At 72.8% G+C, this 26,321-nt stretch carries 23 protein-coding genes; 9 read left to right on the forward strand and 14 right to left on the reverse strand.

Annotated elements, in window-relative coordinates; genetic code table 11:
- Nucleotides 1-3 precede the first annotated feature (3 nt).
- Both ACFC0D_RS14360 and ACFC0D_RS14365 read left to right on the forward strand, forming a co-directional pair.
- Entirely contained in the window at nucleotides 4-699 is a 696-nt protein-coding gene (locus ACFC0D_RS14360; protein WP_376434688.1) for an ArsR/SmtB family transcription factor, read from the forward strand.
- Nucleotides 700-731: 32 nt separating this feature from the next.
- A complete protein-coding gene (locus tag ACFC0D_RS14365) occupies nucleotides 732-1,667 on the forward strand; it encodes a DMT family transporter (RefSeq protein WP_376434690.1) in 936 nt (311 codons plus the stop codon).
- Between the two features lie 10 nt (nucleotides 1,668-1,677).
- On the opposite strand, the gene ACFC0D_RS14370 is transcribed toward ACFC0D_RS14365, so the two are convergent.
- The 11 genes from ACFC0D_RS14370 to ACFC0D_RS14420 form a co-directional block, all read right to left on the reverse strand.
- Nucleotides 1,678-2,763 (reverse strand): Zn-dependent alcohol dehydrogenase, encoded by a 1,086-nt coding sequence (locus ACFC0D_RS14370; RefSeq protein WP_376434692.1) that lies wholly within the window; start codon nucleotides 2,761-2,763, stop codon nucleotides 1,678-1,680.
- Nucleotides 2,764-2,902: 139 nt separating this feature from the next.
- On the reverse strand, nucleotides 2,903-4,294 hold the full coding sequence (locus ACFC0D_RS14375; RefSeq protein WP_376434694.1) for an aldehyde dehydrogenase family protein: 1,392 nt from the start codon (nucleotides 4,292-4,294) through the stop codon (nucleotides 2,903-2,905).
- A 122-nt stretch (nucleotides 4,295-4,416) separates the two neighbouring features.
- Nucleotides 4,417-4,890: a DUF3574 domain-containing protein gene (locus tag ACFC0D_RS14380; protein ID WP_376434696.1), complete on the reverse strand. Its 474-nt coding sequence runs from the start codon at nucleotides 4,888-4,890 to the stop codon at nucleotides 4,417-4,419.
- Between the two features lie 133 nt (nucleotides 4,891-5,023).
- Nucleotides 5,024-5,806: a class F sortase gene (locus tag ACFC0D_RS14385; protein WP_376434698.1), complete on the reverse strand. Its 783-nt coding sequence runs from the start codon at nucleotides 5,804-5,806 to the stop codon at nucleotides 5,024-5,026.
- Nucleotides 5,793-6,707, reverse strand: a complete 915-nt coding sequence (locus tag ACFC0D_RS14390; protein WP_376434700.1) for a hypothetical protein — start codon at nucleotides 6,705-6,707, stop codon at nucleotides 5,793-5,795. Before ACFC0D_RS14390 ends, ACFC0D_RS14385 begins: the two co-directional genes overlap by 14 nt.
- Before the next feature lie 201 nt (nucleotides 6,708-6,908).
- Entirely contained in the window at nucleotides 6,909-8,333 is a 1,425-nt protein-coding gene (locus ACFC0D_RS14395; protein ID WP_376434775.1) for a CitMHS family transporter, read from the reverse strand.
- A gap of 134 nt (nucleotides 8,334-8,467) precedes the next feature.
- Nucleotides 8,468-10,663, reverse strand: a complete 2,196-nt coding sequence (locus ACFC0D_RS14400; protein ID WP_376434702.1) for a molybdopterin-dependent oxidoreductase — start codon at nucleotides 10,661-10,663, stop codon at nucleotides 8,468-8,470.
- A gap of 76 nt (nucleotides 10,664-10,739) precedes the next feature.
- Complete coding sequence (locus ACFC0D_RS14405) at nucleotides 10,740-11,360, reverse strand: TetR family transcriptional regulator (protein WP_376434704.1); 621 nt, start codon at nucleotides 11,358-11,360, stop codon at nucleotides 10,740-10,742.
- A 41-nt stretch (nucleotides 11,361-11,401) separates the two neighbouring features.
- Complete coding sequence (locus ACFC0D_RS14410; protein ID WP_376434706.1) at nucleotides 11,402-12,679, reverse strand: hypothetical protein; 1,278 nt, start codon at nucleotides 12,677-12,679, stop codon at nucleotides 11,402-11,404.
- Complete coding sequence (locus tag ACFC0D_RS14415; RefSeq protein ID WP_376434777.1) at nucleotides 12,676-13,437, reverse strand: hypothetical protein; 762 nt, start codon at nucleotides 13,435-13,437, stop codon at nucleotides 12,676-12,678. The genes ACFC0D_RS14410 and ACFC0D_RS14415 overlap by 4 nt, the downstream gene beginning before the upstream one ends.
- Nucleotides 13,438-13,760: 323 nt before the next feature.
- Nucleotides 13,761-15,830 (reverse strand): right-handed parallel beta-helix repeat-containing protein, encoded by a 2,070-nt coding sequence (locus ACFC0D_RS14420; RefSeq protein WP_376434708.1) that lies wholly within the window; start codon nucleotides 15,828-15,830, stop codon nucleotides 13,761-13,763.
- A 142-nt stretch (nucleotides 15,831-15,972) separates the two neighbouring features.
- Here ACFC0D_RS14420 and hmgA point away from each other — a divergent pair, with 142 nt between their 5' ends.
- Genes hmgA through ACFC0D_RS14435 form a run of 3 tightly spaced genes read left to right on the forward strand, consistent with a single transcriptional unit; the run spans nucleotide 15,973 to nucleotide 19,328 of the window.
- Entirely contained in the window at nucleotides 15,973-17,298 is a 1,326-nt protein-coding gene (hmgA, locus tag ACFC0D_RS14425; protein WP_376434710.1) for a homogentisate 1,2-dioxygenase, read from the forward strand.
- Between the two features lie 54 nt (nucleotides 17,299-17,352).
- Nucleotides 17,353-18,102, forward strand: coding sequence for a GntR family transcriptional regulator (locus tag ACFC0D_RS14430; protein ID WP_376434712.1), 750 nt, complete (start codon nucleotides 17,353-17,355; stop codon nucleotides 18,100-18,102).
- A 14-nt stretch (nucleotides 18,103-18,116) separates the two neighbouring features.
- The gene (locus tag ACFC0D_RS14435; protein WP_376434779.1) at nucleotides 18,117-19,328 is read left to right on the forward strand and encodes a type ISP restriction/modification enzyme; all 1,212 of its coding nucleotides are present in this window, start codon (nucleotides 18,117-18,119) and stop codon (nucleotides 19,326-19,328) included.
- On the opposite strand, the gene ACFC0D_RS14440 is transcribed toward ACFC0D_RS14435, so the two are convergent.
- Complete coding sequence (locus tag ACFC0D_RS14440) at nucleotides 19,325-20,056, reverse strand: TetR/AcrR family transcriptional regulator (RefSeq protein ID WP_376434714.1); 732 nt, start codon at nucleotides 20,054-20,056, stop codon at nucleotides 19,325-19,327. The genes ACFC0D_RS14435 and ACFC0D_RS14440 overlap by 4 nt on opposite strands.
- 62 nt (nucleotides 20,057-20,118) lie before the next feature.
- Here ACFC0D_RS14440 and ACFC0D_RS14445 point away from each other — a divergent pair, with 62 nt between their 5' ends.
- From ACFC0D_RS14445 to ACFC0D_RS14455, 3 genes are all read left to right on the forward strand, one after another.
- The gene (locus ACFC0D_RS14445; RefSeq protein ID WP_376434716.1) at nucleotides 20,119-21,057 is read left to right on the forward strand and encodes an ATP-binding cassette domain-containing protein; all 939 of its coding nucleotides are present in this window, start codon (nucleotides 20,119-20,121) and stop codon (nucleotides 21,055-21,057) included.
- On the forward strand, nucleotides 21,054-21,881 hold the full coding sequence (locus tag ACFC0D_RS14450; RefSeq protein ID WP_376434718.1) for an ABC transporter permease: 828 nt from the start codon (nucleotides 21,054-21,056) through the stop codon (nucleotides 21,879-21,881). The genes ACFC0D_RS14445 and ACFC0D_RS14450 overlap by 4 nt, the downstream gene beginning before the upstream one ends.
- A gap of 85 nt (nucleotides 21,882-21,966) precedes the next feature.
- Nucleotides 21,967-23,163, forward strand: a complete 1,197-nt coding sequence (locus ACFC0D_RS14455; protein ID WP_376434720.1) for a CaiB/BaiF CoA transferase family protein — start codon at nucleotides 21,967-21,969, stop codon at nucleotides 23,161-23,163.
- 147 nt (nucleotides 23,164-23,310) lie between these two features.
- Here the strand turns inward: ACFC0D_RS14455 and ACFC0D_RS14460 are convergent, their stop codons facing one another.
- A complete protein-coding gene (locus ACFC0D_RS14460; RefSeq protein WP_376434722.1) occupies nucleotides 23,311-23,574 on the reverse strand; it encodes a hypothetical protein in 264 nt (87 codons plus the stop codon).
- Nucleotides 23,575-23,908: 334 nt separating this feature from the next.
- On the opposite strand from ACFC0D_RS14460, the gene ACFC0D_RS14465 reads away from it, so the two are divergent.
- Nucleotides 23,909-25,489: a serine/threonine-protein kinase gene (locus ACFC0D_RS14465; protein ID WP_376434724.1), complete on the forward strand. Its 1,581-nt coding sequence runs from the start codon at nucleotides 23,909-23,911 to the stop codon at nucleotides 25,487-25,489.
- Here ACFC0D_RS14465 and ACFC0D_RS14470 read toward each other — a convergent pair.
- Nucleotides 25,473-26,279 (reverse strand): SGNH/GDSL hydrolase family protein, encoded by an 807-nt coding sequence (locus tag ACFC0D_RS14470; RefSeq protein WP_376434726.1) that lies wholly within the window; start codon nucleotides 26,277-26,279, stop codon nucleotides 25,473-25,475. The two genes, ACFC0D_RS14465 and ACFC0D_RS14470, sit on opposite strands and share 17 nt — an antisense overlap.
- Nucleotides 26,280-26,321 lie beyond the last annotated feature (42 nt).

Consider the following 26,321-nt stretch of genomic DNA (forward strand, 5'->3'; position numbering starts at 1 on the left):
GCCATGGCCGCCAAAGACCTCGCCGCCCTCGCGGCGCTCCTCGCCGACGAGACCCGCGCCGCCTTTCTCCTCGCCCTGCTCGACGGGCGGGCCTGGACCGCGGGGGAGTTGGCGCGGCACGCGCGCGTGGCGCCGTCCACGACCAGTGAGCACCTCGGGAAGCTCGTCGCGGGCGGGGTGCTCGCCGAGGAGCGGCAGGGGCGGCACCGGTACGTGCGCCTCGTCGACGCCGGGATCGCCCACCTCGTCGAGGACCTGGCCGCCCGCTCCGAGCCCGCGCGGAAGCCGCCGCCGCAGTCGCTGCGGGCCGCGAGCGCGGGGCAGGCGATGGCGCGGGGGCGTACCTGCTACGACCATCTCGCCGGGCGGCTGGGGATCGCGATCACCGAGGCGATGACCGTGCGCGGACTGCTGCGGCAGGACACCGGGTTCGCGCTCACGGACGCGGGCGTGGAGTGGTTCGGGGAGCTGGGAATCGCCCTCGCGGCCAGGGGGCGGCGGCCCGTCGCCCGCGGCTGCCTCGACTGGACCGAGCGGAAGCCTCATCTGGCGGGGATCGCGGGCGCGGCGCTCTGCCGGCACGCGCTCGACGCCGGCTGGTGCGTACGGATCGGGTCCGAGCGGGCCGTGAAGGTGACCCCGCAGGGCGAGCAGGCGCTGCGGCTGGCCCTGGGGATCGAGCCGGAAACAATTCGGTGAGCGCCGAAGGGTCCAGGGCATACGGTCGCCCCATGACCGACTCACCCGACTCCCCCGCCACCTCCCGCCTGGCGCTCGCCGCCGCCGGTGTCACCGTCGTCCTGTGGGCCTCCGCCTTCGTCTCGATCCGCAGCGCGGGGGCCGCCTACTCCCCCGGCGCGCTCGCCCTGGGCCGGCTCCTCGCCGGGGCTCTCGTCCTCGGAGCGGTCCTGCTGATACGGCGGGAGGGGCTTCCGTCACGGGCGGCCTGGCCGGGGATCGCGGTGTCCGGACTCCTGTGGTTCGGCGCCTACATGGTGGTGCTCAACTGGGGCGAGCAGGAGGTCGACGCGGGCACGGCGGCGATGGTCGTGAACATCGGGCCGATCCTGATCGCGCTGCTCGGCTCCCGCTTCCTCGGCGAGAAGCTGCCGCCCCGGCTGATCGCGGGGATGGGGGTCTCCTTCGCCGGCGCGGTCGCCGTCGGGTTCTCGATGTCCGGCGAGGGGCACGCCTCCGTCCTCGGCGTGGTGCTCTGCCTGCTCGCGGCCGTCGCGTACGCGGGCGGTGTGGTCGCGCAGAAGCCCGCCCTGGCCCACGGCAGCGCGCTGCAGATCACGACCTTCGGGTGCCTGGTCGGCACCGTGGCGTGTCTGCCGTTCGCCGGGCAGCTCGTCGACGAGGCGAGCCGGGCTCCGCTCCCGGCGACGCTGAACATGGTGTACCTCGGGGTGTTCCCGACCGCCCTCGCCTTCACCACCTGGGCCTACGCCCTGGCCCGTACGACCGCGGGCCGGATGGGCGCGACGACGTACGCCGTGCCCGCACTGGTCGTCGTCATGGCGTGGGTGTTCCTCGGCGAGCTCCCCGGGCTGCTCACGCTCGGGGGCGGGGCGCTGTGCCTGGCGGGCGTGGCGGTCTCGCGCTCCCGGCCGAAGCCTCTGTCGAGGACTCCGGCCGACAGCGTCGAGGCCACGGAAGCCGTCTGACCGGGGCCGTCTAGAAGACGACGAGCGCCCGGCCGCCCTTGCCCGCGAGCATGTTGTCGAACGCGCCCGGGATGCCGTCCAGGGTGATCCGCTCGGTGACCAGGGCGCCCAGGTCGAGGCGGCCGGCCCGGATGTGTTCGGCGAGGACGGGCAGGTCCACGGCCGGGTCGGAGTTCCCGTACACACAGCCGGACAGGGTCCGGCCCCAGTGGAAGAGCTCAAGGGCGTTGAAGGTGACCTGCTGGTCCTTGCCGCCGATGCCGACGACCGTGGTGCGACCGCCACGCCGGGTCGAGTCCCAGGCGGTACGGATGGTGGTGGCGCGGCCGACGCACTCGACGGCCACGTCGGCGCCCTGGCCACCCGTCAGCTTCCGGATCTCCTTGGCGGTGGTCTCGGAGGCGACGACGTACTCCGTCGCCCCGGCGGCCCGCGCCAGGGCCTCCTTCTCGGGCGACACATCGACCGCGATGATCGGCGAGGCACCCGCGATGCGGGCGGCCTGGAGGGTGGCGAGGCCCACGCCCCCGACACCGAAGACGACGACGGACTCCCCCTCCCGGACCCGCGCCGAGTGGTGGATCGCGCCCCAGCCGGTGAGGACGGCGCAGCCGAGGAGGGCCGCGTCCGTGAGCGGGACCCCGTCCGGGACGGGCAGGACGCAGTTCGCCGCGACCACGGTCTCCTCCGCGAAGGCGGCCACGTTGAGACCGGGGTGGAGGTCGACGCCGTCCTCGGTGGTGGCGTACACGCTCCCGGCGCCGGTCAGCGCGTGGGCGCAGAGCCAGACCTCGCCGAGCGAGCAGGGGTGGCAGGTTCCGCAGGACGGCGCCCAGTTGAGGACGACGCCGTCGCCGGGGGCGACGTGGGTGACGCCCTCGCCGACGGAGACGACCGTACCGGCGCCCTCGTGGCCGAGGACGGCGGGGACGGGCACCCGCATCGTCCCGTTGGAGAGGGACAGGTCGGAGTGACAGACCCCGGCGGCGGCGAGGCGCACCCTGACCTGGCCGGGGCCGGGCTCGGGCAGTCGGATACCGGCTATCTCCAGCGGAGAGCCGACGGCGGGCAGGAAGGCGGCGCGGACCACGCTCATGACGCGTCTTGCTCCTCAGGGGGTCGGAACAGGCTCGGAAAGGACTCGGAGCAGGCTGGGAACGGGCTCGGAGCCGGCTGGGAACGGGCTCGAACACGCTCAGCGGGACCGGAGCGGGTCGGAACCGGCTCGGAAGGGCTCAGAACTGGAGGGACTTGGTCTGGAGGTACTCGGCGAGGCCGTGCGCGCCGAGTTCACGGCCCACGCCCGACTGCTTGTAACCGCCGAAGGGCGCCAGCGGATTGAAGCGGCCGCCGTTGATGTCGACCTGACCCGTGTCCATCCGGCGGGCGAAGGCGACGGCCGCCGCCGGCTCGCCCCAGACCGCGCCGGCGAGCCCGTACACGGTCCCGTTGGCGATGGCCAGGGCGTCCTCCTCGTCCTCGTACCGCAGGATCGAGACGACCGGGCCGAAGATCTCCTCCTGGGCGATGGTCATGTCCGGGGTGACGTCGGCGAAGACGGTCGGGGAGACGTAGTAGCCGGTCTCGCGCGGCGCCTCGGGGCCGCCCGCGACGATACGGGCGCCCTCCTCGACGCCCTTCTCGATGTAGCCGCGCACCCGCTGCTGCTGCTTGGCGTTGACGAGGGGGCCGACGCGCTCGCCGGGGACGTACTTCTTGACGGCCTCGGCGGCCAGCGCGACGGCCTCGTCGTACCGGTCGGCGGGGACGAGCATCCGGGTCCACGCGCTGCACGTCTGACCGGAGTTGGCCATGACGTTGGCGATGCCGACGGCGACGGCCCTGCCGAGGTCGGCGCTCGGCAGGATGACGTTGGCCGACTTGCCGCCGAGTTCCAGGGCGACCCGCTTGACGGCGCCGCCCGCGAGGGCGCCGATCCGCCTGCCGACGGCCGTCGAGCCGGTGAACGAGACGAGGTCGACGCCCTCGTGCTCGGCGAGCGCCTGGCCGGCGACCGGGCCGAGGCCGGTGACGAGGTTGAACACACCGGCCGGGATGCCCGACGCGTGGACCGCCTCGGCGAAGAGCTGGGCGGTCAGCGGAGTGTCCTCGGCGGGCTTGAGGACGACGGTGCAGCCGGCGGCGAGCGCGGGGGCGACCTTGGCGACGATCTGGTGGAGCGGGTAGTTCCACGGGGTGATCGCGCCGACGACGCCGACGGGCTCGGAGTAGACCGTGGAGTTGCCGACCTTCTCCTCGAAGGAGTGGGTGGCGGCGAGCTCGGCGTACGAACCGGCGACGGCGATCGGCAGTCCGGCGTGGACCGTGGCCGCCAGCTGTGGCGGCGCTCCGAGTTCGGCGGTGACCGTGGCGGCGATCTCCTCGGCGCGGGCCGCGAGGGCGTCGCGGAGCGCCCCGATCAGCTTGGCGCGCTCCGCCGGCGGGGTGGCGGCCCAGCCGGGGAAGGCGGCCCGCGCCGCGTGGACGGCGGCGTCGACGTCCTCGGTGGTTCCGGCGGGAACATGGCCGATGACCTGCTCGTCCGCCGGGTTGACGACCGGAATGGTGTCGGTGGAGGCGGCGGGGCGCCACTCCCCGCCGATGTACATCGCGTCGTGGCTCTTCATCCGCTGTCTCCTCTGCGCCTGTTCCCGACCTACCGGCCGGTTCGTCGTCCGCGACCCAAACTAGCGCTGATAGTTTTTCGGCGCCAGAGCCTTCTTCCCGCAGCCCCTTCCCTCCCGCCGGCTCAGAAGTCGGCGCGGGTCGGCTCGTCCAGCCGGGCCACGGACTCCTGCCCGAAGGCCTTCTTGTACGCCTCCCTGACCTGCTCGATCCGCGGGTCGTGAAGTCGCGCCTCGGCGGCCGGGTAGAACAGGATCAGCTCGTACGATCGCTCCCGCTCGATGGTGCCGTGCACGTCACGCCACTGTCCACGCCCGTCCTGGACCGTCAGGCCGGCCGGGAACCCCGGGGTGACCTCCTTGTCGACGAAGGCCATGAACTGCTGATCGGTGACGTCCGGGCCGCCGTCGGGGCGCTCCGTCCCGAAGAACAGCCGTGTCTCGACATACGCCTTGCCGCGCGTCTGTGCCGTGACGGCGGCAGGGGAGACCGCGTCCTCGCCGAGGGTGGCGTACGCGGCGGGGGCGCCGACCGCGATCAGCAGCCCGGCGGTGGCGACGGCGACACGGCTACGGGTGGTCGGCAGACGGAGGGGCATGGACGCGTCCTTGTGGCTCGGGGCCGGGGGCCCGGGGTTCCTGAGGCTCGGTAACTCCCCAGGAACGGACCGGTTCCACCCTTCCCGGCCGAACCGTCGCGTCGCCGTCCCCCGAACGGAGGACGGCACCGGGTCAGATCCCCCGGGCGATGTCGGTGAGATGGGCGTAGACGACGATGTTCGACGCGTACCCCTTCTTCGGATCGAACGAGCCGCCACAGGTGAGCAGCCTCAGTTCGGGGCGGCCCGTGGAGCCGTACACCTCCCGGTCGGGGAATTGCTCCTTCGTGTAGGTGCGGACCTTGTCGACGGTGAAGACGGCGACCCGGCCGTCGGCGCGGGCGACGCGGACGGTGTTCCCGGGGGCGAGCGAGTCGAGGTTGAGGAAGATGGCAGGCCCGGTACGGGTGTCACGGTGGCCGACGACGACCGCCGTGCCGCTTTCACCCGGGGCCGGGCCGTCCTTGTACCAGCCGACGATCCGGGGATCGTCGGCCGGCGGGGTGCCGAGCCGTCCGGAGGCGTCGAGTCCCAGGCCGAGCACCGGGGCCTCGATGGTGATCGCCGGGACGGCGATGCCGGTGGGGCGCGAGCGGGCCAGGGGCGCGGGCAGCGGATCGGCCTTGGGCGTGGCCGGAGCCCCGGGCCGCGGCTGCGCCTTACCGGGGGCCGAGGCCGGGGGCCGGGGCTGCGCCTTGGGCTTCTCGTCGGGGTGTCGACCGGATCCGGCCGGGGCGGCGGGGGGTTCCGCATCCGCCCCGTGCGCGGCCGGGGCGGCGATCGGCGGGCCGGACGGTTCCTCGTCCTGGGCCCACCAGATGCCGCCACCGGCCAGCGACAGGGTCACCACCACCGTCCGGGTGAGCCGGAGGAGGCGCCGCTGTCTGCGCGTGAAGCGGGACCTACGCGGCGCCATCGGTGCGGCGGCGCGACCGACGGACGAGGATCAGGCCGACCGTACCCGCGAGGGCGGCGGCGATGGCCGAACCGACCCCGAAGGCGGAGCCGTCCGTCCCGGTGGTGTCGGCGCTGCCGCCACCGCCCGCGCCGACCGGTCCCTGCGGGGGCTTGGTGGCGCCGCCACCGCTGCCACCGCTCCAGCCGTTCGCGCTGCTGGTGCTGGACGGGCTCGCGCCGTTGCCGGTGCCGCCGTTACCGGTGCCGCCGTTCCAGCTGCCGGTCCCGCCGGTGGCACTGCTGGTGGCGCTGCCGGTCCCGCCGTTCCAGCTGCCGGTCCCGCCGGTGGCACTGCTGGTGGCGCTGCCGGTCCCGCCGTTCCAGCTGCCGCTGCCGTTGGCCGTCCCGCCGTTCGCGCCGCTGCCGGATGCGGTGCTGCCGTTCCCGGTGCTGCCGTTCCCGGTGGCGCCATTGCCACTGTTGGCCGCGGCCCCCCTGTTGCCGCCATTGCCGTTCGTCGGGGGCGGGCCGGCGCTGTCGTCGCAGTCGACTCTGAAGATCTTGCTCTTCTCCGGGCCCTGCTGGCCCTCCCAGGTCCACTCGACCTTGTACCTGCCGTCGGCGAGCGTCAGATCCGGGCTGATCCCGGACCCCGCGGCGTCGATGGGGATCGAGCCGCTCGTCGTGACGCTGTCCACCGACGGCTGTGGCGTAATGGCCCAGTTGATGCTCTGAAGTCCGTCGAAGTCGAAGGCGGCGAAGTAGAACGTGCAGACGGAGGGATTGTTGACCGGGCTGTTCTCGCCCGTGCGGGACACCTCGCCCGGGCGTCCGGCATGGTGGACCTTGATGTCGCCTTCGTCGCCGGGGGCGGCGACGGCCGCGGGCGCACCGGCAAGGGCGGCACCGCCGAAAGCCATGGTAACCAGCGCGGCGGACAGTAGAGGACGGACAGCCAGAGCGGTCATACGAGGGTTCCTCCAGTCATGAAGACATCAGATGATCAACCGATAATCTGACTTTCTGTCATGAGAGGAATACGGAGGGTGGCAGCAACGCCGCCCACCCTCCGACTTTCACTCCCCCGGCGGAGGAACCACCCGCCCTCCGCCGACCGCGGACTAGATGACCCCGAAGAGGATCCCGGCCGCGAGGACCACCAGCGAGGTGAGCGCCGCCCACTTCACCGTGAACCTGGTGTGGTCGCCGAACTCCACCTTCGCCATGCCGACGAGGACATAGACGGCCGGAACGAGCGGGCTCGACATGTGCAGGGCCTGGCCGGCGATCGAGGCGCGGGCGATCTCCAGCGGGGACACGCCGTGGGCCGCGCCCGCCTCGGCGAGGACCGGCAGGACACCGAAGTAGAAGCCGTCGTTCGACATGAAGTACGTCAGCGGCAGGCTGAGCACGCCCGTGACCAGGGCCATGTGCGGGCCCATGCCCGCAGGGATGGCACCCACGAGCCAGTCGGCCATGTGCTTGACCATGCCGGTGCCGGTGAGGACGCCGGTGAACACGGCGGCCGCGAAGACCATGCCGGCGACATTGAGGACGTTGTCGGCGTGGGCGGCGATCCGGGCCTTCTGATCGGCCATGTTCGGGTAGTTGACGGTGAGCGCGAGCGCGGCGCCGAGCAGGAAGAGGACCGGGATCGGCAGCAGTTCGAGGATCATCGCGGTGAGCAGCGCGACGGTGAGGCCGGCGTTGAACCAGTACAGCTTGGGCCGCAGGGTCGGGCGGTTCGGGTCGAGGCCGGGGAAGCCCTCCTCGGAAGCCCCCTCGGGCTGCCCGGGGGCGGCACCGGGCCGTCCCAGGGTGTCACCGGCACCGCCGGAGCCGCCGGACGCCTTCGAGGTTTCCGTACCGGCCCCGGCCTTCACCAGGACGGTCTCGGTCTGCGTCGGCTCGAGAACCTCGTCCAGGGTGAGGTAGCCGATGCGCTTGCGCTCGCGGCGACCGAGGACGTACGCGAGGAGGAAGACGAAGAGCAGGCCCATGCCGAGCGCCGGGATCATCGGGACGAAGATGTCGGCCGCGTCCAGCTTGAGCGCGGTCGCGGCGCGGGCGGTGGGGCCGCCCCAGGGCAGGGTGTTCATGACGCCGTTGGCGGTGGCGGCGACACCGGTCATGACGACGAGGCTCATCCCGAGCCGCTTGTAGAGCGGATACATCGCCGAAACGGTGATCATGAAGGTGGTGGAGCCGTCGCCGTCGAGCGAGACGATCGCGGCGAGCGCCGCCGTACCGACCACCACACGCACCGGGTCGGCCTTGCAGAAGCGCAGGATGCCCCGGACGATCGGGTCGAAGAGACCGACGTCGATCATCACGCCGAAGTAGACGATGGCGAACATCAGCATCGCCGCGGTGGGCGCCAGCTTGCCCACGCCTTCGAGGACGTAGTCGCCGAGCTGGGCTCCCTGCCCGACGACGACGCAGAACAACGCGGGAATCAGCACGAGCGCCGCGATCGGCGACATCTTCTTCATCATGATCAGGACCAGGAAGGTCGCGATCATGGCGAAGCCGAGGACGGTCAGCATGGAGGACACCTCACGTTCACCTTTGAACTCCCACCGGGGCGGCTCCCACCGGTGCGGCGTTCGGATGACGTTAGGTGCCCCCTTCCGCGGTTAACAAGATGTCGACGCGTGAGCAATACGAGCAAAACCCCAGGTCACGGCAGGGGTGACAGCTCCACGGGGAAGCCGTTGAGCACGGCGGTGCCGGACAGCGGGTCCAGCCGGGTGCCGTCGAGGAGCTGGTTCACATTGACCCCGGGGCGTGCGGCGGCGACCGCGAGGCGGGTGCCCGGACGGTCGTGGCCCCAGCCGTGCGGCAGGCTCACCACCCCGTTCCGTACGGAGTCGGTGATCTCCACCTCGACCTCCAGCTCGCCGCCCTCGGCCGCGATCCGCGCGGGCTTGCCGTCGGCGAGGCCGAGCCGGTCGGCGTCGTCCGGGTGGATCTGGAGGGTGCACCGGTTCGAGCCGCTGTTGAGGGACGGCGCGTTGTGCAGCCAGCTGTTGTTGGAGCGCAGATGCCGCCGGCCGACGAGGACGAGGCCGCCCGGTTCGGTGTCGAGGGCGGCGCGCAGCCGGGGCAGATCGGCGGCGATCGGCGTGGGCAGCAGCTCGACGCGTCCGCTGCGGGTCTTGAGGAGCCCGGGGAGGCGGGGCTTCAGCGGGCCGAGGTCGATGCCGTGGGGCGCCCGGCGGAGGGCTTCGAGGTCCAGGTCGTACGGGCCGAGGCGCAGCATCATGTCGAGGCGCCGCTCGGGCCCGGTCACACCGCTCAGTCGGGCCGCGACGGCCTTGGGGTCGGCGCCGTGGACGGGCGAGTGCTCCTGTGCGACGGCCTTGGCGAGGGTGGTGTCGATGGCGAGGTCGTCGACGGCCGAGGGCGGCGCGCCGTGCATCCCGGCGACGGCGAGGATCAGCCGGGCGTGGATCTCGCACTCGTCCATGCGTCCCTCTTCCAGAGGGACGGCGGCGGGCGTGAAGCGGGCCTGGTTGCGGACGGCGAAGTTGTTGAAGGCGAAGTCGAAGTGCGCGCTCTGCGAGGGTGGCGGCGGGGGCAGCACGACATCGGCGTGGCGCGTGGTCTCGTTGAGGTACGGGTCGACGGCGACCATGAAGTCCAAGGTGCCCAGGGCCGCGTCGAGACGCGTGCCGTCGGGTGCGGACAGGACGGGGTTGGCGGCGACGGTGATCACGACCCGGATACGCCCCTCCCCCTCCGTCTCGATCTCCTCGGCGAGGGCGGCCATCGGGATCTCGCCCTTGGCCTCCGGGTGACCGGAGACACGGCTGCTCCAGCGGCCCAGGGCGAAGCCCTTGCCGGATCCCGCCGGGCGGGGCGCGGGGGCCGTGGCGGCGAGCGGGAAGAGCGCGCCGCCGGGGCGGTCCAGGTTGCCGGTGAGGACGTTGAGGACGTCGACGAGCCAGTTGGCGAGCGTGCCGTACGCGACGGTGGAGCTGCCCATGCGGCCGTAGACGGCGGCCGTCGGTGCGGCGGCCAGTTCCCGGGCGATGGTGCGGATGGTGTCGGCGTCCAGGTCGCAGGCGGTGGCGACGGCCTCGGGCGTGAAGTCCCGTACCGCTTCCCGTACCTCCTCCACTCCCTCGACGTGCTCGGTGAGCGCACCGAGGTCCGTGAGGTCCTCGGCGAAGAGGGTGTGGACGAGTGCGGCGAGGAAGAAGGCGTCGGCGCCGGGGCGGATGGCGACATGGCGATCGGCGAGCCGGGCCGTGCGCGTACGGCGCGGGTCGACGACGGTGAGGGTGCCGCCGCGCCTGCGCAGCGCCTTGAGCTTGCCGGGGAAGTCGGGGGCGGTGCAGAGACTTCCGTTGGAGTCCAGGGGGTTGGCGCCGAGCATCAGGAGGTGGTCGGTGCGGTCCAGGTCCGGTACGGGGATGGCGAAGGGGTCGCCGAAGAGCAGTCCGCTGGAGACGTGCTTGGGCATCTGGTCGAGCGTGGAGGCGGTGAAGAGGTTCCGCGTGCGCAGGGCGCCGAGCAGCAGGGGCGGGTAGAGCGCGCCGGCCATGGTGTGGACGTTCGGGTTGCCGAGGACGACGCCCACCGCGTTCGGGCCGTGCTCCTCGATCAGGGGCCGGACGCGGGCGGCGATGGCGTCGAACGCCTCGGTCCAGGTGGCCTCCTGGAGGATGCCGTCCTTGCGGACGAGGGGGCCGGTGAGCCGGTCGGGGTCGGCGTCGACCTCGCCGAAGGAGGCGCCCTTGGGGCAGATGAAGCCCTGACTGAAGACATCGTCCCGGTCCCCGCGAGCGCCGGTGACACGGGAGCCGTCGAGGGTGAGGGTCAGCCCGCAGGTGGCTTCGCAGAGCGGACAGATACGCAGGGCGGTGGACATGGCGGGCTCCCTGGGGCGGCGGCTGTGACGCGCGGGCATCAGCGAGCATACCGACCGGTACGCACGGTGGGGAGGGTCATGTCAGGGACGGCGCGAGATAGGCGTAGAGAAGCTCGCGGATCTCCGCGACGAGCCCCGGGTCCCCGGACGGGGCCGTGCGGAAGGCGAGCTGGAGCAGCGCGTCGGCGGCCTCGACGCCGACCAGCACCTTGCGGCGCAGGACGTCGTCGGTGGTACGGCCGAGATGGTCGGCGAGCAGGCCGCAGAGGCGGTCGGCGACGAGGTGGTTGGCATCCTCGCCCGGCCCCTCGCCCGCGGGCGGGGCCGGGACGCCGAAGTCGACGAGCGCGAAACCGGGGACCGTGCGCTTCATGGCGATGTACTCGTCCAGGACGCCGTCGATCGCGCTGTACGCGTCGACGTCTCCGGCCGCGGCGAGCCGGGCGGCGATCCGCTCGGCGTAGCGGTCGAGGTTGCGCTGGGCGAGGGCGTCGGCCATGGCGCGCTTGTTGCCGAAGAAGCGGTAGACGGAGCCGATGGGGACACCCGCGCGGACGGCGACGGCGCGGGTGCTCAGCTGCTCGTAGCCGGTCTCGTCGAGGAGTTCGGCACAGGCGTCGAGGATCCGGGCGAGGCGCTCGGCGCTGCGCTGCTGGACGGGGGTGCGGCGGAGTGAGGGCGGGGGCACGGGGTCCATGATGCCGCTCCGATCCCGGTTCGGGTCGGGAGATGCGCGGGTCAGGCGATGAGCAGGCCGATGCCGCCGAGGGTGTACGCGATCATCAGCGCGAACAGCGGGAGTTGCCCGGCCACCGCCCGGGCGGGCGGGAAGAGGCGCACGGAGCGGTCGTGGGCGGCCACGACGCCGAGGACATGACCGGTGACGATCGCGGCGACCTGGAGGGTGGCGAGGCCGCCGGGGCTCAGGGGTGGGGCGGGCGCGGCGGCGTTGTCAGTGCCCGCTGCCATCATGACTGTACGTGACCCTTCGGTGACGAAGAGTGTGAAGTAGTGCGCGACGAGATAGCCGAGGGCGATCGGCAGGAGGGAGTGGGCGAAGGACGTGAGGGGGCGGGCGAGCGTGCGGGACATGAGGCGCAGGGTGCCGGCGCACAGGGCGTAGAGGACGGCGACGAGGGCGACGGCGGCGAGCAGGCCGAGGGTGGCGGTGAGGGTCGGGCCGAGCGCGGAGGTCTGGAGGGTGGTGACCCAGCGGGGGTTGTCGGAGATGCCGTCGTAGGCGGTGGAGCCGAGGAGGACGCAGACGGTGGCGACGAGGCCGGGGGTCTGCGGGGTGGAGTCGAGGCCGTCGAAGGGCGAGCGCAGGACGAGTCGGCCGTCGGCGCGGCGGCCGAGCGGGGAGAGCCGGGCGAGGAGCGAGGAGTAGGCCTCGAAGGGGTCGGCGTGGGCGAACCAGTCGGGGCCGTGGCGGGCGGCGCCGAGGAGGCCGGTGGCCGTGAGGACGGCGAGGAATGCCAGGAGGGTGGTGGTGGACGCGGGGTCGGGGGCGGCGAGTTCGAGCCAGGCGAAGAGGAGGAGTCCCGCGGCGGCGGGGCGGATGCCGAGACCGGCGGGCACGGGGCGAGGGGCCCGGACCGCGGGGAGCAGGGCGTGGAGGGTGCGCAGGGGGTTGAGGAGGCGCCAGACGGGGCCGAGGAGGAGGGAGGCGGGGACGAGCCCGACCCACAGCAGGACGTAGACGGCGCCGGGGGCGGGGTTGCGGTCGGGGTCGTCGGGCCCGAGGAGGAGATGGAGCAGGACGGCGAGGCCGGCGCCCGCGCCGACGAGACGGAGGGCGGTGCGGGTGGCCGGGGCGTCGGCGAGGCGCTGGACGGCGGCGGGCAGGGGGCGGCCCGCCCGGTCTCCGCGGAAGCGGGAGGAGGACCAGAGGAGGCCCAGGGCGAGGAAGGAGACGAAGAGCGCGGCGAACGCGCCGGCGTAGGCGTAGAAGGGCGAGAGGGGGAGGTCGTGCTGGGAGCCGACTCCGTGGGCGAGGAGGCGCGCGGGAGTGGTCACCGGACGACGAGTTGGGTCAGCAGGAGTCCGGACTCATGGGTCTCGACCTCGAAGAGTCCGGTGCGGTCGGCGGTCAGGGTGAGGGAGGCGGGTTCGCCGGGGGCGAGGGGCAGTTCGCGGTCGTAGCCGTGGACATGGAGGGTGTCGGCGCGGTCGCTGGTGACGCGAAGGGTGATGCGCTCGCCCTGCTTCAACTCGACGCGGGAAGGGGGTGGTTGTACGGAGGTGCCGGAGACGGTGATCGCGACGGTCCGGCCGGCGGCTGTGGCGGTGGCGGTCGGTGTCGCGGTCGCGCCCGCGGTGGGCGCGGCGCCGGTCAGGGGGACGGTGGCCTCGATCGGCCTGCCCGCGACGGCCCAGACGGTGTGGTCGTCCGCGTGGAGGCGGACGGTCACGGTGCGCGCACCGGGCGGGATGTGGTGCCAGGGTCCGTAGACCCGGCCGGCCTCCTTGCCGTCGACGAGGAGCCGGGCGTGCCCGCGGCCCGGGATCGCGGCGCCGCCGACGCTCTCGGGGGTGAAGCGGAACCTCTCCACGGTCAGATGGACGTTCCAGCCGCCCTCGGTGTCGGGCCGCGCATCGGCCCGTACGGCGGGGGCGCCCGCGGCGGGCACCTCCCGCAGCCGGTGCCCGGCCTCGTCCTTCGCCGGGAGCAGCGTCCCGCTGCCCCCGGTCGCCTCCTGGTGGCTGGTGCCCGGCTTGTGATGCGTGGTGGCCCGGCCGCCGCACCCGACGGCGAGGGCGACGGCGAGAACGATCCCGCCGAGGGCGGCCGCACGCCGGGCAGCGGTCCCGCCGCGGGGGGCCGAGGCGCGGCCGGCCGAGGCGCGGGCGACTGCTCCCCCGCCGACCCCACGCGCCGCGGCGCCTCCCCGGCCGGCCCCACGCACCGCAGGCCCCCCACCGGTCCCACGCGACGCGGCGCCCCCCTGGCCGGTCCCACGCATCGCAGGCCCTCCCCCGCCGGTCCCACTCTCAGATGCCCTTCCCCGGCCCGCCCCCCGCACGGCGGCACCCCCTCCGGTCCTGCGCAGTGCGGTCGCCTCGGTCGTCGCGGGCGTGCCGGTTGTCGGCTCGGCGCTCATGCCCGGCCTCCAGCGGTCTCGGCGGCCTCGTCCTGCCGTGCGGGCGGGGCGACGGAGGCCGGTGGGGTGCGGCGGCCGGCCGCCACCACGGCCCAGAGCACCCAGAGCACGGCGAGGAGTCCGCGCAGCCAGGCCGGGCTCAGCGGGATCCAGGGGATCATCAGGACGGCCTTGTCGAAGGCGTCGAGGAGGGTGAGGGCGCCGAGGGCGAGGGTGGTCCAGGCGAAGGCGGGGCGGGCCGGCCGCAGGGCCAGGCCGAGCGCCGTCCACCAGGCGCCGACGAGCAGCAGCGCCAGGGCGGGGACGGGGCCCGAGGACAGGCCGAGGGTCGAGCCGGCCACGTCCAGCGCCAGGCCCACGAGGCCCACGAGGGTCGCCGCGCCCGCGAGCCGGCTGCCGCGGAGCCTGCGCCACCACAGGACACCGCCGACCAGGGCGAGGACGACCGCGACCGCCAGGGCGAGCTGGGTCTCGACGCGCTGGATGCCCCGCGCCCCGTACCAGTCGCAGCCGGCCGGCAGCCGTCGCGCCTGGACGTTGTAGTCGGCGCAGACGAGAAGGTGGGCCAGCTTGGCCGGTTCGCCGACGAGCCGGTCGGTGTTCCCCGAGACCTCGCCCCGCCGCGCCCCGCACGCGGGCAGGGCGCCCGGGCTGGACGCCCCGGCGTCGGCCTGCCAGCAGTTGCCGCCGCCCTGGCCGTCCCACCACACGTCCGCGCGGTTGGGGCGGGAGGCGCCGGAGCGGTCGACGCCCAGGTGGTTGCCGGCGTAACGGTTGTGGTGGGAGGTGTCGGTCTGCTTGCCCCAGTCGGACTCGCCGCGGATGAAGGCGGGGACGGCGCTCAGGAAGAAGGCGGCGCGCTGGTGCCCGTACACCCAGTTGTTCTCGTACAGGTTCCAGTTGCCGCCCGCCGTGATGATGCCGGTGCCGGGTGGCATGGAGATCTGCGGGCAGACGACGCCCTGTTCGTAGCCGCGCTCGACGGGCGGCTTGGCGCAGGTCCCGTCGGCGACGTACCGGTAGTAGTTCTGGTTGTTGTCGTGGATCAGGTTCCGCTCGAAGCGGGCGTGGTTCTGCGGGAGTCCGGGGTGGCCGGGGAAGGCGGAGTCCATCGACGCGCCGCCCATGTTGTGGTCGAACTCGTTGTCGTGGACGTAGACCGAGTCCCCGGCCGTGCCCGAGTAGCCGACCATGTTGTGGTGGCTGCGGCAGCCGGTGATCTCGATGGAGTAGCGCGGGACGTCGTAGCCGCGGCCGTTGTTGATGTCGGAGGCCGAGCCGGGGTAGATGCCGGAGTCCCCGTTGCCGTACGACTCGCAGTTCTTGTACAGGCCGTGGTCGGAGGCGAAGGTCAGGAAGCCGTACTCGTCGTTCCATCGGGTCAGCACATCGTCGATGACGAAGCCGTCGCCGGCGAGCACGTACAGCGAGTTGAAGGTGGTGCGCTGGGCGGTGAAGTTGCGGAAGTAGATCCCGTCGGACTCGTCGGCCCGTATCGCGTTGAGCTTGGTGTACTTGGCGTCGAGGACGACGTCGAGGCGCGAGGCTCCGGTGCCCTCGATCTGGAGGTTCTTCTTGCCGAGGATCGCGACCAGGTTCTGGTTGTGGGGGCACTGCTTCTGCTGCTCGTACGACAGGATCTGGTAGCCGAGCGCGGAGTTCGGCGCCTTGAGCGAGGCGCAGGCGCCGGTCGGCGCGGGCTGCGAGGGCTCCTCCTCGTACAGGCCGGGCAGGACGGCGATGGTCATTCCGGGTCGGTCGACGGCGTCGACGGCCTGTTGGAGATGGCGGTAGCCGGTCCGCGTACAGCGTTCGAACAGGGCCAGGTTCCGGGCCTTCACCTCGGCCGGGAAGCCGGAGACGCGGCGGGTGAAGTCGGCCCGGTCGGTCTTGCAGACCAGCAGATCGGGTTCCCCGGTGCGCAGCGTCGGCACACTGCCGGAGCCGTCGGGGAAGGTGACGGGCCGCTCCTCGTGGGCCTGGGCCCCGGGAGCGGTGACGAGGGCGGCGGCGAGCGCCGCGAGAACGACCGAGAGCGCGACAAGGAGCCTACGGGTCCACGACATGCGCGTGAGAGTAGAGCAATGTTCATCTTTTGGAACCCCTTCTGCACGCATCACGTCGAACCGTGACCCGTTGACGCGAGCGGTCGCGGAATCCTACGGTCATCCATAGGATTCCTTTGCGGGCTCAGGACAGGAGCGGGCGATGACCACGGAACAGCCGACGGAGCAGGCCAGGAAAGTGGCCGAGGCGCTGGACTACAGCACCGGCTTCGGCAACGAGCACAGCTCGGAGGCGGTGCCCGGCGCGCTGCCGCACGGCCGCAACTCGCCACAGCGCGCCCCTCTCGGTCTCTACGCCGAGCAGCTCAGCGGCAGCGCCTTCACCGAGCCCCGGGCGCACAACCACCGCTCGTGGCTCTACCGCATCCGGCCCTCGGCCGCGCACCCGCCGTTCGCCCGGATCGACAACGGCGCGTTGCGTTCGGCACCCTTCACCGAGACCGTCCCCGACCCCAACCGGCTGCGCTGGAACCCGCTGCCCGACCCGGCGCCGGGCACGGACTGGCTTGCCGGCCTGTGGACCCTCGGCGGCAACGGCGACGCCACCCAGCGCGCCGGCATGGCCGTGCACCTGTACCACGCGAACGCGTCCATGGACCGGGTCTTCAGCGACGCCGACGGCGAGCTGCTGATCGTCCCCGAGCGCGGCGGGCTCCTGCTCCGCACCGAGCTGGGCCTGCTCGCCGCCCGCCCCGGCGAGGTCGCGCTGATCCCGCGCGGCGTCCGCTTCCGCGTGGAGCTCCTGGACGAGAGCGCCCGCGGATACGTCTGCGAGAACTACGGGGCGCCCTTCCAGCTCCCCGATCTCGGTCCGATCGGCGCCAACGGCCTGGCCAACGCCCGCGACTTCCGCGCCCCCGTCGCCGCCTACGAGGACGTCGAGGGCCCGGTCGAGGTCGTCAACAAGTACTGCGGAAACCTCTGGTCGGCGACGTACGGCCACTCCCCGCTCGATGTCGTCGCCTGGCACGGCAACCACACCCCGTACGTCTACGACCTGCACCGTTTCAACGTCATCGGGACGATCTCGTACGACCACCCGGACCCGTCGATCTTCACGGTCCTCACCTCGCCGTCCGACACCCCGGGCCTGGCGGGTGTCGACTTCGTGGTCTTCGCGCCGCGCTGGCTGGTCGGCGAGGACACCTTCCGCCCGCCGTACTTCCACCGCAATGTGATGAGCGAGTACATGGGCCTGATCGAAGGCGCCTACGACGCCAAGGCGGAGGGCTTCGTGCCCGGCGGAGGCTCGCTGCACAACATGATGTCCGCGCACGGCCCGGACCGGGAGACCTTCGACAGGGCGAGCGCGGCGGAGCTGAAGCCGCAGCGGATCGACGACGGTCTTGCCTTCATGTTCGAGACCCGCTGGCCCGTCACCGCCACCGGCCAGGCCGCGAACGCCGACCATCTGCAGAAGGGGTACGACGACGTGTGGCAGGGTCTGGAGCGCCACTTCCGGCCGTAGAGTCTCGTAGCCGTCGAGTCTCGTCGTAGTCGTAGTCGTCGTACGGAGAACGCCGTGACCGCCTTCGCTCCCGACTCGCTGGTCCTGAACCGCAAGCTGCCGCTCTGGTATCAGGTCTCGCAGTCGTTGCGCGCCTCCATACTGGGCCGCACGCCCGACGCCTCGCTGCGGCTGCCCACCGAGGAGCAGCTCGCCGCGCACTACGGCGTGAGCGTGCTGACCATGCGCCAGGCCCTCAAGGAGCTGGAGGAGGAGGGCCTGATCAGCAGGCACCGGCGGCGCGGCACCTTCATCGAACCGGGCGCCCGGCGCTCCAGCCCGCGCCGGCTGCTCGGCTCGATCGACGCGATCGTGGCCCAGCAGTCCGGCGAACGGACCACCGTCCTCGGTCACGGCAGCGAGCCGGTGCCGGGCGAGCTGGCCGAGTACTTCCCCGATGTGACCGAGGTCGTCGCGTACCGGCGGCTGCGGCGCGACGGGGAGACCGGCGAGCCGACCAACTGGGCGCAGAACGCGGTACGGCCGGAGATCGCGGCCGGTCTCGACCCCGCCGATCTGGAGCGCTGGCCGATGACGAAGGTGCTGCGGGACGTGATGGGGGTCCGGATCAGCCGGATCACGGACACCGTCGAGGCCCGCCTCGCCGACCCGGAGACGGCCGCGCTCCTCGAGGTGCCGCTGCTCTCCCCGATCCTCCACTACACCGGTGTGACCTACGACGAGGACGGCCGGGTGGTCGACGTGGCCCGGATCCGCTACCGGGGTGACCGGTTCTCGTTCACCGTGACGGTGGAGGCGCACTGAGCCCGCTCGCTAGCATCCGGGGCGTGACCGAAGACGTACCGCTGGACGACGCGCCTCTCCTGGACGAGCTGATGCCGTGGTCCGTCGCGCCGATGCGGCTCGGCCGTTCCTGGATCGTGGCGCCCGACGTCCGGACGCTGCGGGCGCGCTGGGACCGTCTCGTCCAGGCGGAGGGTACCGAGCGCGAGGAGCTGTTCCGGCCCAGCCGGGCGCGTACGCCGTCGAGTTCGGTGGCCGCGCTGCCCGGACAGCGGACCGGCACCGTCCGGTTCGTCCGTGAGTCGGGGCCGTGCCCGGAGCCGGTACGGCTGGCCCATGGCCCGTTCGACGAGCAGTGGCTGCTCCCTGATCACCGGCTCATCGACACCGCCCGCCCGGAGCTCTGGCGGGTCGCCGACGAGCGGCAGCTGTTCGCCGTGGAGCAGGGGTACGTGCCGGGGGCGGCCGGTCCCGCGCTCCTGGTGACCTCGGCGCTGCCCGCCGGCCGCTCCCCCGCGGGACGCCCGGGGCGGATCCGGCCGCTCTTCCGTCGCCCCGGGGGCGAGGAGCCGAACCTCGCACCCGGTCTGCTCCCGCTGCTGAGCGAGCGGTACGGACGGCCGGTCGCCCCGGAGTCGGTACTGGCCTGGGCCGTCGCCGCCGCCCGCCCCTCGGCCGCCGGCTGTCGCGTCCCGCTCCCCGCGGACCCGGACCTCTGGGTCGCGGGCGTGGAGCTGGGCCGGCGGCTCACCGACATCCAGCTGCGGGGCTCCCGTGGCGGCGAGCGGCCCCGGCTGCCCGGTGGCAGACGGCCCTATGTGCGGGCCCCGATCCCGGCGCGGCCGACCGTGCTCGCGTACGAGCCGGAGGAGGAGACCCTGACCCTGGACGACGGCAGGATCTCGCCCGTCCCGGCCGAGGCGTGGGAGTTCCATGTCGGCGGGGTGCGGATGCTCGAGCAGTGGTTCGCGCACCGGACCGCGCCCGCAGAGCCCGGCGGTCTGGAGGCCATCGGGCCGGCGGCCTGGCCGCAGGAGTGGACCTCGGAGCTCCTGGAGCTGATCACGGTCCTGACCCTCCTGGCCCAGCGGGAGCCGGAGCGGGAGGCGCTCACGCGCGGCACGCCACTGACCCGGGCCGCGCTGCGGGAGGCGGGAGTGCTCCCCGTACCCGACGCGGCGCGCCGCCCCGCCTCCGTGCTGGACCATCAGGAGGAGGGGCCGGAGGGCCAGTTCGCGCTGCTCTAGGACGGCGGAACCCGGCCCGGGACGAAGGAATCGAGGACCCGCCCCAGCGTCCGGTCGAAGATCTCGTCGGGGTCGAGGGGACCGACCCCGGCCGCGCCGAACACCGCGGCCAGCCTGGGGTAGGCACCGCCCGCGAGCCGCTCCGCCAGATAGGCCCCGCGCACCGCCTGCTCCTGCTCCTCCGACCAGGGCAGTCCGCGGGCGCGCTCGGCGATGGCGAGTTCGTTGGCGACGATCGTCATGACCGTGCCGTTCACCGTCGCGATCAGCTCCATCTTGGTGCCGCCGGGCAGGTCGAGGCCGTCCAGGCAGGCCAGACACCCCTCCAGGAAGCGCAGCGCGTTGGGGCCGAAGGCGTACCCGGTCGTCATCAGCCTGATCACCCAGGGGTGGCGGCGCAGGATGCCCCGGGCCTCGCGCGCCACGTGGACCATGTCCGCGCGCCAGTCACCGCTCGGAGGGTCGGGGAGGTCGTACTCGCCGCTGACGGCGTCGACCATCAGCTCGTACAGGTCCTCCTTGCGCGGGACGTAGTTGTAGAGCGACATCGTGCCGCAGCCGATGTCGGCCGCGATCCGGCGCATCGAGAGCGCGTCGATCCCGTCGGCGTCGGCGATCCGCACCGCGGCGGCCACGATGTCGGCCCTGCTGTACGCCGGTTTCGGGCCACGGCCCGTGCGCTCGGGGCGCGCCCAGATCACTTCCGGTTCGGCCGCTCGGCCCGCCATTGATCATCACCTCCCCACCATCGTAGTTACGTACACCGTACGTAGTGGGGTATGGTCGAGCCATGACTACTACGTACGCTGTACTTAGTGAGGGTCTGCGGAAACGGTTCGGGGAGATCCACGCGCTGCGCGGACTCGATCTGGCCGTCCCCGAGGGCACGGTCTGCGGGGTCCTCGGCCCCAACGGCGCGGGCAAGACGACCGCCGTCCGGGTCCTGACCACGCTGGTCGCCCCGGACGCGGGCAGCGCGCGGGTCGCGGGACACGACGTGGTGCGCGACCCGGCGGGGGTACGGAGGCGGATCGCGGTCACCAGCCAGTACGCCTCGGTCGACGGGGACCTCTCCGGCGCCGAGAACCTGCGGCTCTTCGCCAGACTGCTGCGCGCCCCGCGCTCCCGCGCCGACGAACTCCTGGAGCAGTTCGGCCTCACGGAGGCGGCCGGCCGGCCCGCCCGGACCTACTCGGGCGGGATGCGCCGCCGGCTCGATCTCGCGGCGAGCCTGCTGGTCCCGCCGCGGGTCCTCTTCCTCGACGAGCCGACGACAGGGCTCGACCCGCACAGCCGGAACGGGATCTGGGACGCCGTACGGGGGTTGGCGTCCCAGGGCACGACCGTGGTGCTGACGACGCAGTACCTGGAGGAGGCCGATCAGCTCGCCGACGACATCGTGCTGATCGACGAGGGCCGGGCCGCGCATCGCGGCACTCCGTCCGAACTCAAGGCGATGATCGGCAGTTGGGCCGAGGTGGTGGTCGCCGACCCGGCGCTGCTCGACGCGGCGGCCGCCGTGCTCGACCAGCTGACCGGCTCGGCACCCGTGCTCGACGCCGAGCGGCGCACGGTCGGCGCGGTGACCACGGACACCACCGTCACCCTCCCCCGGATCGTCCGCGAGATCGACGCGGCCGGCGTCCACATCATCGACGCGTCCCTGCGTCCGCCCACCCTCGACGAGGTGTTCCTGCGCCTCACCGACCGGAAGGAGCTCGCCGCATGAGCGCACTGGTCCACGACGAAAAGGCAGGCGCGCGCGAAGCGCTCTCCGTAGGGGCGGCGGTGGGAGACGGGTGGGCCGTACTGGGCCGCCACCTGCACAAGGTCCGCCGGGCCCCGGCGATCGCCGTCATGACGCAGACCATGCCGATCGTCTTCCTGCTCTTCTTCGGGTACGTCTTCGGCAGCGCGCTCGCCATGCCGGGCACCGAGTACCGGGCGTACCTGGTGCCCGGCCTGCTCGTGGCGACGGCTGCGGGCGGGCTCATGACAGGAATGTTCCAGGCCGCCCAGGACACCCACCGGGGCGTGATGGACCGCTTCCGGACCATGCCGATGAGCCGAGCCGCCGTCCCGCTGGGGCAGGCGCTCGCCGATCTCGTGACGAGCGCGGTCGGCATGGTCCCGATGATCCTGGTCGGGCTCGCGATGGGCTGGCGGATCGAGGGCACCGCTCCGGAGGCGCTGGGCGCCTTCGGTCTGCTACTGCTCTTCCGCTTCGCGGCGACCTGGGTGGGCATCCTGCTGGGCCTCGCCTCGCAGAGCGAGGAGGCGGCCGGCCAGTTGGGCAGCGCCACATTCATGCTGCCGCTGCTCTCGAACGCGTACATCCCGACGGAGAACATGGCCGGCTGGCTGCGGACGGTCGCCGAGTGGAACCCGATCTCGGCGGTGACGACGGCCGTACGGGAGCTGTTCGGCAACGCGACCGTGCCGGCGGACGCCGCCTGGCCGGTGGCGCACCCGGTGGCCGGGGCGCTGCTCTGGTCGCTGGCGCTGATCGCGGTCTTCGCCCCGCTCGCGGTGCGGCGCTACGCCCGCGGGTGACACCGCCCGAGGGCGACGGTGACGAGGGCGACGGTGACGAGGGCGACGGTGACAAGGCGCCGCCCGCAGGGTAGGCAGGGCTGTCATGAGCACTCAGCCACTCCCCCTGGAGGGGATCACGGTCGTGGCGGTCGAACAGGCCGTCGCCGCCCCCTTCGCCACCCGTCAGCTCGCGGACCTGGGCGCCCGCGTCGTCAAGATCGAGCGTCCGGACGGCGGAGACTTCGCACGGGGCTACGACACGGCCGCGCGGGGCCTGGCCTCGCACTTCGTGTGGTGCAACCGCGGCAAGGAGTCGGTGGCCGTCGACCTCAAGGACGCCCGGGGGCTCGCCCTGGTCCGCCGGCTGGTGGCCGGTGCCGACGTCTTCGTCCAGAACCTGGCGCAGGGCGCGGCGGCCCGGCTCGGCCTGGACGCGGCCACGCTCTGCGCAGCGCATCCCCGGCTGATCGCGGTGGACGTCTCCGGGTACGGGCCGGGTGGACCGTACGCGCACAAGCGGGCCTACGACATGCTCGTGCAGTGCGAGGCGGGACTGGTCTCGGTGACCGGGACGGAGGAACAGCCGGTCAAGTCGGGGATTCCGGCGGCCGACATCGCGGCGGGGATGTACGCCTTCTCGGGCGTCCTCGCCGCGCTGGTGCGACGGGGGACGACAGGGCGGGGCGGGCCCGTGGAGGTGTCGCTGCTCGACTCGCTGGCCGAGTGGATGGGGCATCCGCTGCACCACGGGATGCACGGGGGCACGGCACCGGCGCGCACGGGGCTGGCGCACGCCGTGATCGCGCCGTACGACGCCTATCCGACGGCCGACGGGAGCCTGGTTCTGCTGTCGGTCCAGAACGACCGTGAGTGGCGGCGGCTCGCCGAACAGGTCCTGGGCCGACCGGATCTGGCGGACGATCCGGCGTTCGCCACGAACACGGCGCGGGTGGCCGGCCGTGCGAAGACGGACGCGGTGGTGGCGGACGCGCTGGCGCCGCTGACGGCGGCGGAGGCGCTGGCGCGACTGGACGCGGCGGGGGTCGCCTGCGCGCGGCTGAACACGGTCGCGGATCTGGCGGAGCATCCGCAACTGGCGGCGCGGGACCGTTGGCGGTTCGTGGACTCGGCGGCCGGGCCGCTGCGGACCCTGCTGCCGCCGGTCACGTTCCCGGACGGACCCGAGGCCCGGATGGGCCGCATCCCGGCTTTGGGGGAGGACACGGATGCGGTGCTCGGTGAGCTCGGGGTGGGGCCGGTGGAGCTGGAGACGCTACGAGGGGACGGTGTCGTGGCGTGACAGGGCCGCGGGGGTGAGCGGGGTGGGGCAGCCGCCGTCGGGGGTGTGACCACCTAGGACTTCTCCCCCGGGGCTTCGCCCGGGAGGTACCCCCAGGGGGATCCCAGCCCTGCGGATCGGTTGCCCACGACCCCGAAGGAACGCCGGCTAGCCGCGGCTGCCGAAGAGCGAGCGCCGCAGTCTGCGCAGGGGGGCGAAGAGCGAGACGCGCGCGCTCTTGCTACGGCGGCTGTGCGCGACGTCACGCGACGTCAGCTCCCGCATCAGCAGTGTCGCCTCGGCCGCGTCGCGCTGTGGCACGACGGGACCGCCGAGCACCGCGAGATGACGGTCGAGTCGCGAACTGGTCGCACTGCTCCCGCATGTGATGGCAGGCACTCGCGGCCTGCTGCGCATTGCTATCTGTTCCATGTCACTCCCCACCCTAACGAGGGCACCCAGCCCGGGCAGGTTAACCCTATCGCCCCGCTGTGACACTCGTGTATCCCGGCGGCAGGATTCACCGCACTCGTACGGGGGTTGACGATTACTGTCCGAATCCATCTGATTCCAGGGCGAGTTGGACAGCGCTCGAACACCTGGCGAACCGTCATGAACCATCCTGCACGCAAGCCCGTCGGCCGTGGTCGTCCGACGGTGTGTGATCTCCACCACCAAGATCACCTCGGGCTCGGGGCGCGGTGTTCGAAGTGGCCGGGGCGGGGGCAGGAATGTTCCACCGGTGGACGACGGACGGGGACACGCCATGACCGTGATCGCGGGGCGGTACCGACTCCTCGACGTCCTGGGCCAGGGGGGCATGGGCACCGTCTGGCGGGCCAGGGACGAGGTCCTGGCCCGCGACGTCGCCGTCAAGGAGGTCCGCGCCCCGGCCGGGCTGGCGGGGGACGACGAGCGGCGGCTCTACGCCCGCCTGGAGCGGGAGGCGTGGGCGGCAGCCCGGATCTCGCACCGCAACGTGGTGACGGTGTACGACGTGGCCACCGAGGACGGCCGGCCCTGGATCGTGATGGAGCTGATCCGCGGGCTGACCCTCTCCGACGTCCTCGACGCGGAGGGCCCCATGACCCCGCAGCGCGCCGCGGGCATCGGAGCCGACGTCCTGGCCGCACTGCGCGCCGCACACGAGGCCGGGGTGCTGCACCGGGACGTGAAGCCGGGCAACGTGCTGCTCGCCAACGACGGCCGGGTGGTCCTCACCGACTTCGGCATCGCGGCGGTGGAGGGGACCTCCAACCTCACGATGACCGGCGAGCTGGTCGGCTCGCCGGAATTCCTCGCCCCTGAGCGGGCGTTGGGCCGCACCCCGGGGCCCGCGTCGGACCTGTGGTCGCTCGGCGTGCTCCTCTACGCGGCGGTGGAGGGCCACTCGCCGTTCCGTCAGGACACACCGCTGAGCACCCTGCGGGCCGTCGTGGACGAGGAGCTGCCACCACCCCACAGAGCCGGCCCGCTGACCCCCGTGATCGAGGGACTGCTCCGCAAGGATCCGCAGGAGCGACTCCAATCCGCCGAGGCGGAGGGAGAGTTGAGACTGGTTGCGGCGGGCGGCACGCCTCGTTCGGGGCCGGTGCGGTCCGTACCCGCACCCCCGGAGCCGCACGCCCAGGGCAGCCCGACCGGGTCCACCGGGCCGACGCCGCCCCTGCCCCTTCCGCACGGCCCGCTCCCTGACCGACCCACGGGCGGGGCACCGCCCCAGGACCGCCCGAGCCGGGCCGGTACGGTGCTCGCCGCCGGGGTCGCCCTTCTGCTGCTGGCCGTGGGCGGACTGACGTACGCGCTGCTGCGGAACCAGGACGACGACAAGGACCCGGGCGGCGCACCGACGAGCAGCGCCCCGGTGACGAGTTCACCGGCGACCCCCTCGAACCGCCCCACCACGACCGCCCCGAGCAGCCCGCCCACGACGCAGACCACGCCGCCACCGGCGCAGACCCTGTTGGTGCATGTGCGGGCGGTGCGCGACAGCTACAGCGGGGCCTGTCCGCCGCCGGAGACCTCGGCCCCCGCGTTCGCGGGGGTGCTCACCGTGGGGCGCACGCCCGTCTCGGTGGAGTACCGCTGGGCGACGGAGAGCGGTGAGACCTCGGCGACGGACTGGGAGACACTGGAGTTCGCCGCGGACGGCCCCCGGGAGAAGCGGGTCGAGCACACCGAACTGACGTACCGGGCGGACGAGACCCGTCGCGACCGCATCCGGCTCGAGGTGCGCTCCCCGGTCGAGAAGCGCTCGAACTGGGTGGAGTTCTCGGTGACCTGTGAGCAGGCGACCCCGACGGACGGGGCCACCTCCCCGAGCGGGTCAGCTACGCCACAGCCCTGAAGCTGGGCAGGTAGCCGCCGGACTGTCCGGCGGCGGTGGGGTGGTACGACTCCCCGATGTTGAGCCAGTTGACGCTGTGCAGCCACGCCGAGCCGGAGCAGATCTCGTGCCCGGTGAACGAGGGAACGACGCTGGCGAAGGTGTAGCCGTGGTCGGCCGCGCGCTTGGCGGTGGCCGCGTTGAGATAGTCGGCCGCGTCGTTGATGGCGCGGCGCTCGTTCTCGCTCAGCCCGGCGACGCAGCCGCCGCCGAGCTTGTAGAAGCGCGGATAGCCGAGAACGACGACCCGGGCGTTCGGGGCCTTGGCCGCGATGGCCGAATACACCGCGTCGAGCTTCCCGGGCAGGGTGGTGTCGACGTAGCCCTTGGCCTGATTCACACGGTTGATGCAGGACGATTCCGACTGGAGGACGCAGGTGGTCATGACGTCCGCGAAGCCGGCGTCATTGCCGCCGATCGTGAGAGAGACCAGGTCGGTGGCGGTGGAGAGAGGTCCGAGCTGCCCGCTCGTGACATCACCCGTTCGGGCGCCCGAGCAAGCCGTGAAGGCGAACGACGAGGGTGCGTTCGCGTTCTTCCAGAGGACGGGAAAAGCCTTGGTGGAGCGCTTGCAGTCGCCGCTGGCGCTGTCGTAGCTCCCGGCGCCCACACCGGAGGAGTACGAGTCTCCGAGCGCCACGTAGTCGAGCGCTGCGGTTTCGGCGGCCTGCGCGGCTCCCGCCCCGGTCAGGGCGAGGACGGCGCCGAGCATCAGTGAGGACGAGAAAGCCGCGAATCGGGACAGTTTCATGGAACCTCCCTGTAGCAGGATCACTGCGTTACTTGGTAGTAG

The organism is Streptomyces sp. NPDC056222, from assembly GCF_042264065.1.
In the GTDB taxonomy this organism is placed as follows: domain Bacteria; phylum Actinomycetota; class Actinomycetes; order Streptomycetales; family Streptomycetaceae; genus Streptomyces.

What these genes read in the sequence shown, in the direction of transcription:
- ACFC0D_RS14405 (WP_376434704.1), bottom strand. Translation starts at nt 11,360, where the DNA reads ATGGACCCCGTGCCCCCGCCCTCACTCCGCCGCACCCCCGTCCAGCAG.
- ACFC0D_RS14445 (WP_376434716.1), top strand. Translation starts at nt 20,119, where the DNA reads ATGACTACTACGTACGCTGTACTTAGTGAGGGTCTGCGGAAACGGTTC.
- ACFC0D_RS14375 (WP_376434694.1), bottom strand. Translation starts at nt 4,294, where the DNA reads ATGAAGAGCCACGACGCGATGTACATCGGCGGGGAGTGGCGCCCCGCC.
- ACFC0D_RS14465 (WP_376434724.1), top strand. Translation starts at nt 23,909, where the DNA reads ATGACCGTGATCGCGGGGCGGTACCGACTCCTCGACGTCCTGGGCCAG.
- ACFC0D_RS14390 (WP_376434700.1), bottom strand. Translation starts at nt 6,707, where the DNA reads ATGGCTTTCGGCGGTGCCGCCCTTGCCGGTGCGCCCGCGGCCGTCGCC.
- ACFC0D_RS14455 (WP_376434720.1), top strand. Translation starts at nt 21,967, where the DNA reads ATGAGCACTCAGCCACTCCCCCTGGAGGGGATCACGGTCGTGGCGGTC.
- ACFC0D_RS14470 (WP_376434726.1), bottom strand. Translation starts at nt 26,279, where the DNA reads ATGAAACTGTCCCGATTCGCGGCTTTCTCGTCCTCACTGATGCTCGGC.
- ACFC0D_RS14460 (WP_376434722.1), bottom strand. Translation starts at nt 23,574, where the DNA reads ATGGAACAGATAGCAATGCGCAGCAGGCCGCGAGTGCCTGCCATCACA.
- ACFC0D_RS14365 (WP_376434690.1), top strand. Translation starts at nt 732, where the DNA reads ATGACCGACTCACCCGACTCCCCCGCCACCTCCCGCCTGGCGCTCGCC.
- ACFC0D_RS14450 (WP_376434718.1), top strand. Translation starts at nt 21,054, where the DNA reads ATGAGCGCACTGGTCCACGACGAAAAGGCAGGCGCGCGCGAAGCGCTC.
- ACFC0D_RS14395 (WP_376434775.1), bottom strand. Translation starts at nt 8,333, where the DNA reads ATGCTGACCGTCCTCGGCTTCGCCATGATCGCGACCTTCCTGGTCCTG.
- ACFC0D_RS14385 (WP_376434698.1), bottom strand. Translation starts at nt 5,806, where the DNA reads ATGGCGCCGCGTAGGTCCCGCTTCACGCGCAGACAGCGGCGCCTCCTC.
- ACFC0D_RS14400 (WP_376434702.1), bottom strand. Translation starts at nt 10,663, where the DNA reads ATGTCCACCGCCCTGCGTATCTGTCCGCTCTGCGAAGCCACCTGCGGG.
- ACFC0D_RS14380 (WP_376434696.1), bottom strand. Translation starts at nt 4,890, where the DNA reads ATGCCCCTCCGTCTGCCGACCACCCGTAGCCGTGTCGCCGTCGCCACC.
- ACFC0D_RS14420 (WP_376434708.1), bottom strand. Translation starts at nt 15,830, where the DNA reads ATGTCGTGGACCCGTAGGCTCCTTGTCGCGCTCTCGGTCGTTCTCGCG.
- hmgA (WP_376434710.1), top strand. Translation starts at nt 15,973, where the DNA reads ATGACCACGGAACAGCCGACGGAGCAGGCCAGGAAAGTGGCCGAGGCG.
- ACFC0D_RS14440 (WP_376434714.1), bottom strand. Translation starts at nt 20,056, where the DNA reads ATGGCGGGCCGAGCGGCCGAACCGGAAGTGATCTGGGCGCGCCCCGAG.
- ACFC0D_RS14370 (WP_376434692.1), bottom strand. Translation starts at nt 2,763, where the DNA reads ATGAGCGTGGTCCGCGCCGCCTTCCTGCCCGCCGTCGGCTCTCCGCTG.
- ACFC0D_RS14360 (WP_376434688.1), top strand. Translation starts at nt 4, where the DNA reads ATGGCCGCCAAAGACCTCGCCGCCCTCGCGGCGCTCCTCGCCGACGAG.